This window comes from Spiroplasma taiwanense CT-1 (assembly GCF_000439435.1).
In the GTDB taxonomy this organism is placed as follows: domain Bacteria; phylum Bacillota_I; class Bacilli_A; order Mycoplasmatales; family Mycoplasmataceae; genus Spiroplasma_A; species Spiroplasma_A taiwanense.
In genome coordinates this window covers 120,980-138,085 of record NC_021846.1, presented here as the reverse complement: position 1 = coordinate 138,085, position 17,106 = coordinate 120,980, and the positions used below count along the sequence as shown (strand labels likewise).

The following is a 17,106-nucleotide window of genomic DNA, read 5'->3' as shown; positions in this document are numbered from 1 at the left end:
AAATTTTTTAATTTTTTGCATGCTCTGCAAAAAAAAGATAAGTAAATAAATTTTCTATTTCTGTTATTTTGAAATTTTTTTTACTTTGATCAACATTAATTTCAAGTCATTCATTAAATTCTAATAAAATGCCTTAATATTTTTTTCTATTTAATTCATAAATCAGAGTTAATTGTTTATAATCACCAGCCAACATTATTTTATGACTAAGTAATACAGTATTTATTACATCAATAGTTGATGATTTTGAAACTTCATCCATGATTTGATAATTAATTGGATAATCAATAAATAATTCTTTTTTGAATTCATTAAAATTTATTTTCTGTTTTGCAGTTGTTGTTAAACCTAAAATATTTATTAAATTATTTTCAAATAATTTTTTTGAAAATAATTTAATATCTTCATCAAAAATATTTCTTGAGTAATCTTTTTTAAATTTTTCATATATATCATGCAATAAATTTTTAAATAACACTTTTTCATTTTTTCTTTTTATATAAATTTCACTATATAAATCCATTAATTTATTATAGTCCCTATTATATCAATAAAGTTTTTTCCAAATAAATTTAAAATTTTTTCATTTGTTTTCAAAAAAGTATCTAAATGGTTTTTTAAATTTTTATTATAATACTTTCTCCTTTCTGTTTTAATAATAAATTTTATTATTTCTTCATTATTTTCATTTGAGTCATTAATTATTGTTTCAACATTTGTATTTAAAAAATATTCAATAACATAATTTGCCATAGTTAATTCTATATCAGCATTCATATTATTCATTCAAGCTATATATAGACAAAGTAAAAAATCTTTTTTTGAAATATTTTTAAAATCTTTATAAATATTATTTTTTGATTTTTTTAAATAAATATTACAAATTGTATAAATAAACATTTTGTACATATTTTCAATTTCATATTCATTTTTTTGAAATATTTCTTTTTTTGTTTCCTTTTTTAAAGGTTTGTAATAAAAAATATTAGGATTTTGATCATTAAATTCCCTTATTCTATCAAAAGCATTATGAATAGCTTCATTTGTTTGAGATGTTATTAAAATATTTTCACCAAGATCAGTAGATACTAATTCTGCTAATTTTGTTATAGTTTGAGTTTTTCCAGTACCTGGTGGACCTTGAAGATAAGAAATTGCATTTGTATTTAATGCATTATATACAGCTTATTTTTGTTGATCATTTATTTTTAATAATTCAAAATCATTAAAATTATCACCAATAGTTACTATTTCAGGTTTAGTCAATGCTAAAGCCAAATAAGGGTTTCTATAATTACCTTTTTTAAAATTATATAATGCTCTGCTAAATCTATTGTATTTTGTTTTTAAGCCCATATCAAAATTTGTAGCATTTAAAAATAAATTTTTCTTTTAATTTATCTAAAATTATTATAGTATCTTTCATTCAAGTTTTTAATTTATTTAAGTTTGTATTATTATTTTCATATTCCTTTAAATTTTTTTTCAATTTATTTTTTAATTCCACTTTTATATTTTCATATTCATTTAAAGAACGATTCAATATAGAACTTTTATCTAAACTTTCGTTTTTTATTTTATTTAAATTTATCAGTGAAGTACTTTTTTGTATTAACTCCTAATATTCATTCTCTACTTCTTTTAAATTAATTAAAGTGTCTTCAATAATATTAATATTTTTTTATTGTTATTACTAATTATTTTGTTTTCCAAATTTTCAAATTTTAAAAATAGCATTATTTATTTTTTCAATATTTCTTGAAGTATTCTCTAAGTCAATTTTATTTAATTGAATTTTTTGTTCAATTGAATTTAATTGAATTTTTAAATCATCTATTTGTCTTAAAAGGTCATCATTTCTTAACTCAAATGCTAGAACTATTTTTTCTTTTTCTATTAATTTTACTTTATCAGTAATTTTAATTAAGGTACTTGAATTTACTTCAAAAGTTCTTTTATTTCATTCATCTTTTGGCGAAAAAACTATTAATTTTGATTCAAAACCAAATACTTCTTTGTCTGATATTAACAATAAATTATTATAATTTATATTGGGGTTATCAACTTTTACTTCTAATAAATCATTCAAGTTAATTATTTTAAAAAAATATTTAAAATCTTTTTTTGTTTTCCAGAAATTTATTAAATAATTCAACAAAATTTGAAAGTTTAGAAAAATTGAACTCTTGCTCTTTTACAGTAAATATATCTGTAATTGGCTCAATATGAGTAAATAAAACATTTAAAAAAGTTAAATATGAATTCTTTATACTATTAAAATCATTTGAAAAATCAACTAAATCATTTGAAAAAGTTACGCTTTCAACACTTTTTTTAAAATGGTTTTAATACTAATTATTTCATTATTTTTTAGTATATTATTTGAAAAATTAATAAATTCAATCCTTTTAACCAAATAGTAGTATCTATCTTCATTTTTCATTAAATCAGTAAATAGTACAATAGAATTTGAATTATATTTACTAATTATTTCGTTTTGAAATTTTTCATAGAACTTAAAAATAAAAGCAGTATTTGTTAAAATTAAATTTTTTCGAATTTCTCATTCATTCAAAAAAATTTCTTATATTTTCTTTTTTTAAGGTAATTAAATCTAAATTTGCAATTTCTAATTTTGAAAAATTTTGTAAATCGTTATTTAATTCAATAATGAAATTATCAATATTTCCCTTTAAATTAGTTTTTTTAAAATTTATTTCAAAGTTATCTTTAACTTTGAATTTTTATTTTTTCTAATTTTTAGTTTTCCCTGTGTGGAAAAAACATCCATTTTACTAATTGGATAATTTAAATCTAAATAAAATTTTACATCCATTTTATTCATACTTCTTTCCGTATCTTAAATATTCTATCAATAATATAAAATAAAAAACTGTATTGAAAACTGTGCTCTATGATTTTATTATTTTCCTTTTACAATATAAATATTTTCATTTTGAGAATTTATATCTAATTTTAATTCTGTCCCTAATTCAATAATTGGTTCTACTTCATCAATATCAATCATTAAATGAGTTATTTTATTGCTATTGTCAACAATATCCTCTGCTTCAATTCCGTATTTTTTAAGTCTTTTTTTTCTTGCTTCTACTGATTTTTTTAAAAATATTTTATTAATTAATGGTAGTCTTTGCATAATTTCATTCATTATTTTTGGTGCACATATATATGCAAAAATAACTAAAATTATTAGTGATAAAATTATTGCTCCAAAAAATAAAGCAATTAATGGTGCAATTGAAGCGGAGGCAGATGTGGATTCTCTAATATCTAATTTTTTATTTATTACAAGCACATTTAATAATATAGTTAAAATTACTGGTAAAAATAAAATTAAAAAATTATTAAAGATATATTTTTTGTTCGAGTTATAAGTTGCATATTTTCAAACATAAATTCATAAATAAATATATCTAATAAACATAAAAAGAAGTTTTAAAGAAAACAAAACAATAATTCCTGTAACTAAATAATTTTGCTCTCCTCCAATTTTTAGAGTAACAATAAGAAATGTTATAAATATAGCCGTCAATAAATATAAAACTCCAACAATATTTTGAAATTTTGAAACTTCTCCATATCTACCCTTTGCATGAATTAAAGTCATTTGTGCATCACATAATATTGCTAATAATGCAATACTTGCGTAAAGAATTGAAAATTTAGAAGTATAAAACATAAAATCTAAAGCATTAATACTAGCAAAATCATCATTTGAAATTGAAGAGCTTGCAAGTTCTCCATATAAAGAACTAACAAAATAGGGAGCAAGAATTGACATATTTATAAAAGTAAATGCTGCCACTAAATAAGTATATAATTCATATTTAGCATAACTCTCCCAATGGATTCTTCCTCTTTTTGTAACAAGAGTCACAAAAAATTCTCTAAATGAAACAATGAAATTTGTCATAATAAGTTTTGTATTCAAAGCTACAACTAAATATAGAGAAAGAGATGATGAAACATTAAGTCCAAGTAATATTGCAGCAATTGCTATATCAGTATTTAATAAAAGAGTCGGTCCTATTGTTGAAAAAAAAATTTTGTTGCTTGTAGTATTTAATTTAAAACTATTAAAATCTTTATAGTATTTTAATCATAAATACTTTTTCTTTACATAAAAATAAATCATAAAACCCTTTATTGGTGAATATAATATTGTTGGCAAAAAAGGGATTATTGGATTTATTCCTTTTATTGATAATAAATAAAAAGTAATTCCACTAATAAAAATATCTGCAAATAAAATTACAATTCTTCTTACTGAATTTTTATTATCTGCAATAATAATTGTTTCATAAACTGAAAATCAATAAGCAGAAACAAAATTTTTTGTTCCAAAAATTAAAGAAATTAAAACTAAAATATAATAACTTGCAAAACCAATTTTTTCTCCCTGATTTGAAAGATTTAAACCAATATCATTTCAATTTTTTGGATTTAAAATTGTACCAGTGGAATTTGCCGAAATGCCAACGTATAATGGATAACCAAGAGATATTATTAAAACCATAAATAAACTTATAAGAGCAGATTTTTTAAAATATTTTTTAGCTGTTGAATAAATTTCATTTGCACTAATTCAATCATTTTGTACTAATGGTTTCACTAAAAGAATTGTAGCAGCTACTCCTAAGGAACCTTCTGCTACTGATATTATTGTAGAAAATGAACTAACTAATCTAATATACCCATTAAACTCTGTTCCATAAGCATTTAAAACTCAATAAATAGTTAAAAATTGAATAATAGCGTTAAAAAGGGAAATAGTTGTTCCGATTATTACACTTAATATACCTTGTCTTGTCGATAACACACTATTCCTCCTTTAAATATTTATATTTTATCATTAAAAGCAATATTTTGATTTGAATTCACATTTGTTCAAATAACTAAGATGATTATCAAAATTATTAAATACTAATTTATATGCAATTAGTTCAATTACTTTTTCCTTAGTTTTAATTGACCCATATCTAAAATCCTTTTCAATAGGAGATTTAAAATACGAGCAAACTGCTCTAATTTGATGTTTTCTTCCTGTTAAAAGCTTTATTTCATAAATACAATTTTTTTCGTCAATAATTGTATTTTCTTGAAAAACAATTTTGGAATTTTTAAATTCTTTTTCCTTAAAAATTGATTTTTGCAATTCACTGTCATATTTAATATATCCTGATATTTTTCCTTCTGGTAAATTTAAATTTGGAAGCTTAACTAAATAAAATTTTTCAATTTTATTTTTATTATTTATTTCAAATAATAATGAATCTAATGTCATTTTATTTTTTGCATAGATAACTAATCCTTTTGTTAATTTATCAAGTCTATGAACATGACTTACAACAAAACTATTTTCTTTTTCTGGTACATATTCACTTTTTTCTCTTAGGTAACTTTTTACTTTTTGATCTACTGAAATATTTACATGCGAATGAATTTCTATATTTGAATTTTTATCCACTATAAGAATATTTTGATCTTCATAAATAATATCTAAGTCATCAAAATTAACTTTTTCAAATAAATCTCTTTTAACTGATTCTGTTGAATCAAAAATTTTAATAATATCATTAATTTGAATTTTTAACTTCATATCTTTAACTTTTGAATCATTTATTTTAATTTTTCCTTTTCTAAATAATTTATAAATTATTGATAACTTTGTTGATTTAAAATTTTTTTTAACAAAATTAAATATAGTTTGATTAACATCATTTTGATTTACTTTTAAAATTGTCATTATGAAAATACCCCAACAAACAATAAAATAAAAGATACAATATTATTTCCAAGATGAACCATTCATGTATATGTTAAATTCCCTTTTGTAAAAAAAAATATTGCAGATAAAATAAAACCAGAACTTGTATAACTAAGAAAATGCTCATAATCCCCTGTAGAACCATAATGTATAAAACCAAATAATAATGAACTAGTAAAAAAACCTAATCATTGGTTTGAACAATTCAAAAATACAGAATCTCTCATTGCTATTTCTTCACAAAGAGGAGCAACTAAAATCACAAGAAAAAATAACAATATTGAATAAAATACTTTTATGATTGTAGATACATTGGAATTATTTAAAATACCAACCAAATTTCCCTGATTGTTACTTTCATTTGCCTTTAAAAGAAAACCTTCAATGAAAGTTGAGAAAAATAAAGTAGAAATTAAAATTAGTAAGACTAGACCTACAACTGAAATTATTAAAATTGAAATTTTTTTAAATTTAAATGACTCTTTAATTCTTTTTAAAATTCTTCTATCATACAAAAAAACTAATAATAAAATAATTATCTCTGTTATTAATTGTATAAAAATTGATAAAAAAGATAAAAAAGTATTTGAGTCTTCTACTTTTATAAAAGAAGCAAATAGGCTAACAAAAATACCTATAATATTTGGTCCCAATGCTAAAAAATAATATCAAGTATAACCATTTTTAAATAACCCTGTTGGATTTCTTACAACAAGAAAAATTAAACCTACTGCAATTGAAATAATATTTACGTAATTAAATCAAGAATTTGTTTGTTTTAAATTAAAAAATAAAGTAGCTATAATTGAAATTGCTAAAGGAATAATTAGTACTGTTGTAAGAAAAATTAATCCGTCCGCTTTATAGTTTAATGAATTAAACTTAAACTCTGTTTCTACACTTAAACTGAAATACTTATTTCTAAAATCATTTATTTTAACATTTTTATTTTTCATTAAATTAACTCCCATAAATTAGCTCTATTAAAAACTATTTTTAATAACTAGATTGTCCCATATAAAATAATCAATATCAATTAAAACTTAATATTGGAAAATAAAAACATCAAGTAGATTATAATAAATGAATTATTAATATATTTCTTGATGTTTTTCAAACTATTTTACTAATGCTATTAATTCACCCTGTTTAACTTTTCCTGTTTTTACAAGTTCAAAACTTTTTCCTTCCATTGAATCTGATGTAAAAATTAGTGGTGTTTGCATTGAAGGGACTTTTTTAGAAACATTATCAATATCCACATTTACTAATAAATCACCTTGTGAAATAGATTGATCCTGTTTAACTTTTATATCAAAACCTTCACCATTTAATGAAACAGTATCTAGACCAATATGTAATAATATTTCTACTCCATTTTTATTCAATATTCCATATGCATGTCCTGTTGGAAAAACAGTAACTAACTTACCATCAATTGGAGCATGAAAGATTCCATTTTCAGGAACAAGTGCAAATCCATCTCCCAACATTTTTTCTGCAAATACTTCATCTTGAACTTTTGAAAGTTCAATAATTTCACCATCAACTGGTGCATAAACTTCTAAACTCTTATTTTTTGTAAACAATCCCATAAAAAATAATACCTTCTTTCCAAATATATTTTACAATAGTTTTTAATAATAGATAATTTTATTTATGTAAAGAAAAATAATTTTATTTATTTAATAAATTGCTCACAAGTTCTAAAACTTGCTCTGCGGTTTCACAATCAAGTGCATTTTTTGCAAGTTCTTGTGTTTCAGACATAGTTAATTTTGACATTATGCTTCTTGCCTTCAATATGCTTGTTGCAGACATTGAATATGCATCTAAACCTAATCCCATTAATAATGGAATTGCCTGAGGTTCACCTGCCATTTCTCCACACATTCCTGCTCATTTCCCATGCTTATGTGCTCCATCAATTGTCATTTTTAGTAATTTTAAAATTGAAGGATTGTAAGGTTGGTATAAATAAGTAACATTTTCACTCATTCTATCTGCAGCCATTGTATATTGAATTAAATCATTTGTACCTACAGAAAAGAAGTCAGCATGTTTTGCAAAATTTTCTGCATTAACTGCTGCTGCTGGAATTTCAACCATCATCCCAATTTCTAAATCTTTTCCTATTTTATGACCATCTTTTTCTAAATCTGCTTTACAGTCTAGTGTAAATTTTTTTGCAGCTAAAAATTCATCAACTGTTGCAATCATTGGAAACATAATTCCAACCGGTCCAAAAGCACTTGCTCTTAATAAAGCTCTTATTTGATCTTTAAAAATATCTTTTCTATCCATAGTAAATCTTATGGCTCTATATCCTAAAAAAGGATTCATTTCTTCTGGAAATTTAAAATATGATAGTTTTTTATCTCCACCAATATCTAAAGTTCTTATTATTACAAGTTTACCTTGCATTCCTTCAACAACTTGTTTATATGCAATAAACTGTTCTTCTTCAGTTGGAAAGTGATCATTATCCATATATAGAAATTCACTTCTAAATAAACCAATTCCTTCTCCACCATTTTCCAAAACAGATTCTATATCTTTTGGACTACCAATATTTCCTTCCAAAAGAAAACCATCAAATCCATCTTTTGTTAAAGTTGGCTTATCTTTAAATGTTTTTAGTTCTTCTTTTTCTTTTGCAAAATTTTGAGCAAGTTTATCTCAGTCTTCCTTATTTTTTGGATTTACTTCAACTTCTCCTGATTCTCCATCAATTGCTAAAATATCATTTTCTTTTACAGAATTTAGTATTGTTTTTAATCCTAAAACTGCTGGAATTTCCAAACTTCTTGCCATAATTGCAGCATGACTAGTTCTTCCCCCAATATTACATGCAAACCCTTTAACGAATTTTGGGTTTAATTGTGCAGTTTGAGATGGTGTTAAGTCTTCTGCAACAATAATTACTTCTTCATTAATTGTTGCAAGATCTGCCACAGGTAAATTTAAAATATATCTAATTAATCTTTCTGTTACATCTTTTACGTCTGCTGCTCTTTCTTGAAAATAAGCATCATCCATTGATTGAAACATAACTATATATTTATCTGCAACTTCTTTAATAGCTTTTGCAGCATTATATTTTTTATCTTTAACCAAAGCTGTAAATTCTTCTGCCATTGCTGGGTCTTCTAAAATAGAGGCATGAGCTTCAAAAATTGCAGCTTTTTCTTCCCCTAATTTTTCCAACGCAATTTTTTGTAATCCCTCTAAATCTTTTTTTGCTTTTATAATTGAATTTTCAATTATTTCAAGTTCTTTTTGAACATCTGATACGTTTGAGTTTGAAATAACAATTGGTTGTTCATTTAAAATATAAACTTTTGCAATTGATATTCCATTGCTTGCACCTATTCCTGATAATTTTTTAGACATTAGTATATTCCTCCTACAATCAATTATATTATACACAAAATAATTCCTATTATTAATTGTGAGATAACTAACAAATTTTATTGAAATAATTTTTCATAATTTTTGAAATAAAAACTCCATATTTAAAATATGGAGAAAATATATTAAATTCTAGATTTTCTTTTATAAGCTAAATATGCCAATCAAATTAATATAATTGAAAATATAAAATAAGACAAGTATGCCAATCAAGGAGAAGATCCAAATTTTCTTTTTAAACTTATTTCATTGAAAATTGGAGTTAACGGATTATTATTTTGATTTTTTCTCAAATCTACTTTTGCTAAATCTAAATAATTTTTATAACCCGATGTTAATCCGCTATACATTATTGGAGAATTTGAAAGCAAATAATCTCTTTTAAAGCCTGATCCAAATAAATTTAAGTAAAGTGTTCCAAAATATTGAAAAATATTTATATTATTTTTTAAAATTGAATTATTAGCAAGAATTTGATAATTTCTATATGTTTCTTCTTCATTTGCATAATTATTTTCCTGTGATCAAGAAATTTTTTTTAATGAAGCCATTGAAGTCATAGTATTCAATCAAGATTGCGTTGTAAATCAATTTAAAATTAAAAGCTCAGGATATCTTTTATAAACTTTTGAAAGTTGATTATTATAATCATTTTCAATATTTATTTCTTCTGGAAAAGTTTTCTTTCAATCAAAATTTTCTGCGAAAAATATTGGAAATATAGATTCTTCATCAGAGGAAGAATATTTTGTTCCTTCCAAACTTAGAGAATCTGCATAAGTATTATATGCTTTTAGAACTCAATCAAGTAATAAAGAATACTTTGAAGTAGTTTCTTGTTCAGTTAATCATTCTATGATTGGTTTTAAATCATGAAGAGTAGCTTTACTTTCATATTGATTTTTTTGAATTATTACTCCACCAATATAACCCGGTTTATTAACTGGAGGTTTATTGTTATCTGATTTCATATTTGCATTAACAGTATTGTATATGTCATTTAAAATATTAAATATTGGTATTCCTTCAAGAAGAAAAGTTTCATTTTCCATCCTTGCCGCAAGATTTGTGTTTTCTTCTAAATATTCAATATATGGATTTAGAGAAATATTTGGCATTCCACCATATAAACTATATTTTATAAGTGTTTTTTTACTTTGAAAATTTGTATCGTTAAGGTTACTTTTTACTGATAAATAACTTAATTCTGATAAATTAAAATTTGTTAAATTTAATGCTATAAATTTATCATTTAATTTATTAAAAATTAAAGACTTCTCATTTACGCCAACATCATTAAATATTTCATTAATATTTTGGTCATTTTTTAAAGAATTATAAAAACTATTTGTTATATCAAGCTTCAGGTTTTTTTTCATAACATAAATACTATTTTGCATTTCGTCTGGTGAAAATAGTGAACTAACCATTGAAGAGAAAAATGAAGACATAATTATAATAATGCCCAAAAATATATTTAAAATAACGCTACCTGAAATTGAACAAATGGTAGTTACTAGAAACACAATTGGTGTTCAAATTAAAATAAATAAAATATAGAAAAATAATTTACTTCAAGTTATAGTTGAAATTAAATTAAATTTTCAAATAAATGCTGAATTGACAATTACACTAATAAATAAATTTAAAAATGCAATACCTTCTGTGATTGTTAAAAAAACTAGATATCTTAATAAAAAAGATTTTCACATTGGAATTCCTGAACGTGTTTCAATATGTTGAATTCCATCTAACATTTGTTTTTTAATTAAATCCACAGATGCTATTGTTAAAAAAATTACAAATGTAAATAATTCAAAAAAGAAACCAATTGATAATACAATAATACCAATTTCTACAGTATCATTTCTTTTTAAAAAACTTGAACAAATAATATTAAATATTAAGGCAATGATTAAAAAAACTAAAGAAGTCGCAATAATTCCCTTATTTGAAATTATTCTTTTTAAATTAATTAAATACAAAATTCTTATACCATTTTTTTTCTGTAATTTTATTTCTGCATTTAAGTTAATTTTTGATTCATTTTGATTTATTTCTATATTATTCATTTTCCTACTCCTCCTTTTCTAAAGCAGAATTTTTATATAATTCTTTCAAAATTTTTATATTATTAATTTTTTCAGCCATTACCTTAGAATAAACATCTGCAATTTTTTGTTTTTTATTATCAAAATCATCTTCATATACTATTTCGCCATCTCTAATTAAAACTAAATAATTTGCAACTTCTTGCAACTCTTCAAGAATATGACTTGTAATTAAAATTGTTACACCAATTCTTGATAATTCATGCAAAATATTCATAAAAGATAACTTTGCCTCAACATCAACATTTGCTGTTGGTTCATCAAAAACTATATATTCTGGTGATCTTACCAAAACACTTGCCATAATTGCTCTTTTTTTTCAACCAGCACTTAAACTTTTCATCTTTTTATTAATATATTTTTCTAAACCCAGCATTTTAAAAACAGCTTCTGATTTAGCTTTTGCTTCTTGTTTTGACATACCATTAACTGCACATAAATATGAAACATAATCTTTTAATTTCATATTTAAAGGAACATTGTTTGAATCTGGAAAAAAAGCAATTCTCTTTAGATTTTCATTTTCAAATAAACTTTCACCCTCAATTAAAATTTTACCTTGTTCCAATCTTAATTCTCCAAATAATGCCTTAATTGTTGTTGTTTTACCAGCACCATTATCACCCACAAATGCTACAACTGATCCCTTTTTAATTTTAAAACTAACTTGATTTAAAACAAAACCTCCAAGATCACGTGTAATTTTTTTTAATTCAATCATTTTGTAAACCTCCTACAATTTAGACTTTCTATTAAAAGTAAAATATGATAAATAACTTAAAGGACTTACTAATAATAAATATATAAAATATGCAAGTGGAATAATAAATGCATTTTTATATTCAAATTTTTTATCCTTATATACTGGTTCTAGTGCTTGAAATTCTTTTTTATTAATTGGTGCTTGATTTTCAAAATTGAAAATATTTTTAATTTTAATGGTTTGTCCTTGAAAAATTAATGAACTTTGTGAATTATAACTATCATTAATTAAAGGAGATGTAAATACACCCGAAGACATAACACTAAAATGTCTGAAAATATCAGTTGTTAATGTATTTGATGTTTCACCCTCATTAAAGTAATTATATAAACCTTCATTTATATCATTTACGTTATTTACTATATTGAAATTTGGAATATCAAATACCATAGCTTCTTTTCAAAGATTAATTGCAAGTACATTAATAATTGCTAGTTCTGGAAATTTTCTATACATTTTAGAAATTTTATCGTTTTTATCAATAACTTCTTCATTACAAATATTTTCAACTATCTTTTCACCATTTTCATTCACAATAATTTTTTCACACATATAGTCATCAATATAATAATTATTTCTAAAAAAACTATCTTTTCAATTAAAATATCTAGAATTATTACTATCTAATTGCAATGAAAAAATGTCTAATAATGAATTTAAAGATCATGCTGAATTATAAAAATTATTATTTCTTGTAGATGAAGCTAATATTAATGAATATTCTTTATAAAAGTTTTCAATGTACTTTAATAAATCCTTATACTCAGGAATTTTTGCACTTAATTGCTCAATAATTTCTTTAATATTTAAAAATTCTCTTAATTTATTTTGATTTGAATAATTAGTATATGAAAAAATATCGGGTAATTTAGTTTCATTATAACTGCTATAATTATTCATATTTTCAAAAATTTCATTATTTATTTTATATAAAAAATCTCAAATTGGATTACCTTCAAAAATATAAATTGGATCGTTTGAAGAATGATTATATAAATTGTAATTGTATAATATTTGTCCAGCTGTTAAATTTTTTGTTAATATATTTTGAATTCTAACTAAATTAAGTGTTTCATTTCCAATATCATAAGAATCTAAATGTAATGGTACTTTTGATAAATAAGATTTGTTGTCAAAATAAGAAAAGAAATTTGAAAAATTAAATTCTCCTGTATCTACCAATGGATTAATTATTTTTTCAATATTTTCACTTATATTTGATAACGTCTTTGATTTTTCATATAAATCAGTTTCACTTTTTTCTGCATTATCATCAAATAAATTTTGGTCATATTTAAAATTATTATAAAAATCATACCCTGCTTTTAATTTTATATTTGCTAAATAATTTGTTTGACCAGAAGATGAAATAATATATTTTAAAGACCCAAAAACCGGACTAAGTGAAACTAAACATATAAAAACCATTCCTAAACTAGTTGATATTGCTGTAGAAAAAAATATCATTAAAGCAGAAATTATTAAAATAGAAATTAAAGACAGAAAATATAAATAAAAAATTTGCGCATAAAGTAAACTGGCAAAAATTTCCATATTTGCACCAGAAATTAAATTTAAAAACACCACAATAACTAATGCAATTGTTACATAAACTCATAATACAGTTAATTCAATTAATATTCTAATTGTAAAAGATTTTCAAGCTTTATAACCAGCTCTTAATTCAATAGCGGTTATACCATTTTTAAATTGTCTTTTAAATAAATATAAAGAAGTTAATAAAACTTGAAAAATAATGGTTCCACTTAAAAAAATATAACTAAGATTTTTATATAGTGAATAATTTTTTAAATTATTTTGTTTAACTGCCGAAAAAGTTTCCAATGAAAAAAATATAATTGCCATTAATAAAAAGAGCAACCCACTTAATACAACACCAACATTTTTAAAAGTTAAATTTAAATTTATTCCATAAAGAACAAAATAATTTCTTAATTCTTTTTTATTACCTTTTGATTTATCTTTTGATTTATCTTTTAAATTAAGAGATACTTCCATTAATTATTTTCTCCATTTCCATATAACCATCTTAAAATTTGTAAATCTTTAATTGGATTTTTCATATGTTGTTTATAAATATCCATTATATGATTTTTTTTATTATCAAAATTTTGTGCGTGTACAATTTCACCCTTTTTAATTAAAACTAAATAATTTGCAATTTCTTGCAACTCTTCAATAATATGACTTGTTATTAAAATTGTTATACCCGCCTTTGATAATAATTTAATGATATCCATAAAATAAAGTTTTGATTCTACATCAACATTTGCTGTTGGTTCATCAAAAATAATATATTCTGGAGCTCTTACTAAAACACTTGCCATAATTGCTTTTTTCTTTCATCCAGAAGAAAGTTCTTTTATTTTTTTATCCTTATAGGGTCTTAATTCTAATAATCTATAAGCATTATCAACATTTAATTCTGTTTCTTCTTTTGAAAATCCATTTGCAGCACATATATAAACTAAATAATCGTGAACTTTTATATTAAGTGGAATATTATTAGAATCTGGAAAAAAAGCAATTCTCTTTAAATTATTATTTAAAAAAAGATTTTGACCATTAATTAAAATTTCTCCGCTATCTAATTTTAATTCACCAAATAATGCCTTAATTGTTGTTGTTTTTCCAGCACCATTGTCACCAACAAATGCTACTACTGCACCATCATTTATTGTAAAAGTAACATTACTTAAACTAAAATTTCCAAGTTTTCTGGAAATATTTTTTATTTCAATCATTTTTTTCCTCCATAATAATATTTTATCTTAATAAAATCTTTATAAAGTTTTATTAAGATAAAAAAATTTTTATAAATAAAAAATAAATGCAAAAGCATTTATTTTTTATTAAATTACACATGCATCACATTCATAATTTTCACTATCTTCAAGAACTTCTTGTCTCACCCTTACATAATAAATTGAAGCACAACCTTTTTTAAAAGCTCTTATATAAGCTTTATTTAAATCACGAGTTGTGACTTGGTCTGTCATAAATAAAGTTAATGAAATAGCCTGATCTACATGTTGTTGTGCAGCTGCAGCAATATCAATTATTGGATCTGGTCCAACTTCATATGCTCCAAGTGAATAATATCCCATATTATCAAAATTTATATTATAAGCTGGCACATAAACACGACCAAGCATTCCTTCCTTTCTTACTTCAACTGGAGCAACAACTGGTTGCAAACTTGGTGTACATGAAGATAAATAACTAATTGACCCTGTTGGAGCAACTGCCATTAAGTGTGAATTAGCAATTCCAGTTTTTTTAATTTCTTCAACTAATTCAATTCAATCTTTTTGTGATGGTATCTCGACATTAAATTTTTTAAATAACTCAGAAACTGTCTTTGATTCTGGTGTTCATTTATTTTCTTCACATTTTGTATATTTTTCAAAATATTTTCCATCAGCAAATTTAGTTTTGCTAAATCCTTCAAAAGGACTAAATTCTTTTGCTAATTTATTTGAAGCTTTAAAGCAATAATATGCCATTGTATAAAAAAACATATTTGTAAAGTCTATAGCATCACTTGAATTATAATAAATGAAATTTGTTGCTAAAAATCCATGTAAATTCATAGCACCTAAACCAACTGCATGATTTTTTTTATTTCCTTGTTCAATAGATGGGGCACTTGACAAATCACTATTTCTTGAAACATGATCTAATGCAAGAATTGAATTATAAATCAATTCTTCAAATTCTGTTCCACTTTCCATTGCTTTTGCAATATTAATACTTCCTAAATTACAACAAATATCCTCACCAATTTTTTTAAAACTTAAATCTGATGAAAATTCACTTTGTGTTGAAACTTGAACAATTTCACTACATAAATTACTCATAACAATTCTTCCAGGATGTGCATTTCTATTATTTACTGTATCATCAAATAATAAATATGGATATCCACTCTCAAAATGTAATTCTGCTATTGCTTGAAATAATTTTCTTGCATCAATAAAAGTTTTTTTAATTTTAGGATTATTTAAAAGATTTTGATATTCCTCAGTTACTGATATATCTGAAAAAGCTTTTTTATACTCTTTTTCAACATCATATGGACTAAATAAAGCCATTTGTTCATTATTTTTTGCTAATTCAAAAGTAATATCTGGAATAACAATTCCAAGTGACAATGATTTTATTCTTATTTTTTCATCAGCGTTTTCACGTTTTGTATCTAAAAAATCAAGAATTTGCGGATGATGTGCATGTAAATAAACAGCACCAGCTCCTTGTCTTTGCCCTAACTGATTTGCATATGAAAATGAGTCTTCTAAAATTTTCATTATTGGAACAATTCCAGTAGCTTGATTTTCAATATTTTTTATAGGTGCTCCAAATTCACGAATATTTGTTAAACATAAAGCAACTCCACCACCTCGTTTTGATAATTGAAGTGAAGTTGTAACTGCTCTACCAATTGATTCCATATTGTCTTCTACTCTAAGTAAATAACATGAAACATATTCTCCTCTTTGTTTTTTTCCCGCATTTAAAAAAGTTGGTGTTGCTGGTTGAAATCTTCCAGTAATTATTTGCTTCATAATTTTTTTAGCTTTTAAAAAATTTCCTCCTGCTAAAAATAAAGCATTCATAATAACTCTATCCTCATAATTTTCCAAGTATTGTTTGCCATCAAAACTTTTTAATGCATATGCATTAAAAAACTTTAATGCTCCCATAAAACTTGGAAATTTGAAATTATAGTCATAAGCAATTTTGGTAATTTCTTCAATTTCATTTATATTATATTGATTAACTATTTTCTCATCATAATATTGATTTTCAACTAAATAATTAATTCTTTCCTTAACATCTTTAAATTTTTTTGTATTTGGAACAATGTGTTCTTTCATATAAAGTTGTGCTGCTTCAATATCTAATTTAAAGTTGTCCTGATCTTTAACAAATAGTTTAGATCTTGCATTTAATTTTATATATTCGTCTGATTCTTCTGAACCTGACAAAGTAGAAAAATTTTTTTCATTCAT

At 23.1% G+C, this 17,106-nt stretch carries 13 protein-coding genes and 1 pseudogene; all 14 read right to left on the bottom strand.

Going from position 1 to position 17,106, the window contains the following annotated elements:
- Nucleotides 1-133: 133 nt before the first annotated feature.
- Complete coding sequence (locus STAIW_RS00645; RefSeq protein ID WP_020833961.1) at nucleotides 134-523, bottom strand: hypothetical protein; 390 nt, start codon at nucleotides 521-523, stop codon at nucleotides 134-136.
- A pseudogene (locus tag STAIW_RS06740) lies at nucleotides 523-1,173 on the bottom strand (AAA domain-containing protein); the annotation flags it as partial. The gene STAIW_RS00645 and the pseudogene STAIW_RS06740, both read right to left, overlap by 1 nt.
- Before the next feature lie 12 nt (nucleotides 1,174-1,185).
- Entirely contained in the window at nucleotides 1,186-1,356 is a 171-nt protein-coding gene (locus tag STAIW_RS06110) for a hypothetical protein (RefSeq protein ID WP_020833959.1), read from the bottom strand.
- Nucleotides 1,357-1,693: 337 nt separating this feature from the next.
- Entirely contained in the window at nucleotides 1,694-2,089 is a 396-nt protein-coding gene (locus STAIW_RS00630) for a hypothetical protein (protein ID WP_020833958.1), read from the bottom strand.
- Nucleotides 2,090-2,923: 834 nt separating this feature from the next.
- Complete coding sequence (locus tag STAIW_RS00615; RefSeq protein WP_020833955.1) at nucleotides 2,924-4,840, bottom strand: hypothetical protein; 1,917 nt, start codon at nucleotides 4,838-4,840, stop codon at nucleotides 2,924-2,926.
- 33 nt (nucleotides 4,841-4,873) lie between these two features.
- On the bottom strand, nucleotides 4,874-5,767 hold the full coding sequence (locus tag STAIW_RS00610) for a pseudouridine synthase (protein ID WP_020833954.1): 894 nt from the start codon (nucleotides 5,765-5,767) through the stop codon (nucleotides 4,874-4,876).
- Nucleotides 5,767-6,744, bottom strand: coding sequence for a CPBP family intramembrane glutamic endopeptidase (locus STAIW_RS05550; RefSeq protein ID WP_020833953.1), 978 nt, complete (start codon nucleotides 6,742-6,744; stop codon nucleotides 5,767-5,769). Before STAIW_RS05550 ends, STAIW_RS00610 begins: the two co-directional genes overlap by 1 nt.
- Before the next feature lie 162 nt (nucleotides 6,745-6,906).
- Nucleotides 6,907-7,383 carry a PTS sugar transporter subunit IIA gene (locus STAIW_RS00600; protein ID WP_020833952.1) on the bottom strand — a complete coding sequence of 159 codons (477 nt, stop codon included), beginning with the start codon at nucleotides 7,381-7,383 and terminating at the stop codon, nucleotides 6,907-6,909.
- Nucleotides 7,384-7,465: 82 nt separating this feature from the next.
- The gene (gene ptsP / locus STAIW_RS00595; RefSeq protein ID WP_020833951.1) at nucleotides 7,466-9,181 is read right to left on the bottom strand and encodes a phosphoenolpyruvate--protein phosphotransferase; all 1,716 of its coding nucleotides are present in this window, start codon (nucleotides 9,179-9,181) and stop codon (nucleotides 7,466-7,468) included.
- Between the two features lie 143 nt (nucleotides 9,182-9,324).
- Nucleotides 9,325-11,271, bottom strand: coding sequence for an ABC transporter permease (locus STAIW_RS00590; RefSeq protein WP_020833950.1), 1,947 nt, complete (start codon nucleotides 11,269-11,271; stop codon nucleotides 9,325-9,327).
- A 4-nt stretch (nucleotides 11,272-11,275) separates the two neighbouring features.
- Nucleotides 11,276-12,031: an ABC transporter ATP-binding protein gene (locus tag STAIW_RS00585; protein WP_020833949.1), complete on the bottom strand. Its 756-nt coding sequence runs from the start codon at nucleotides 12,029-12,031 to the stop codon at nucleotides 11,276-11,278.
- A 12-nt stretch (nucleotides 12,032-12,043) separates the two neighbouring features.
- Entirely contained in the window at nucleotides 12,044-14,092 is a 2,049-nt protein-coding gene (locus STAIW_RS00580; RefSeq protein WP_020833948.1) for an ABC transporter permease, read from the bottom strand.
- Entirely contained in the window at nucleotides 14,092-14,838 is a 747-nt protein-coding gene (locus tag STAIW_RS00575; RefSeq protein ID WP_020833947.1) for an ABC transporter ATP-binding protein, read from the bottom strand. The genes STAIW_RS00580 and STAIW_RS00575 overlap by 1 nt, the downstream gene beginning before the upstream one ends.
- Before the next feature lie 108 nt (nucleotides 14,839-14,946).
- The gene (nrdE, locus tag STAIW_RS00570) at nucleotides 14,947-17,106 is read right to left on the bottom strand and encodes a class 1b ribonucleoside-diphosphate reductase subunit alpha (protein WP_020833946.1); all 2,160 of its coding nucleotides are present in this window, start codon (nucleotides 17,104-17,106) and stop codon (nucleotides 14,947-14,949) included.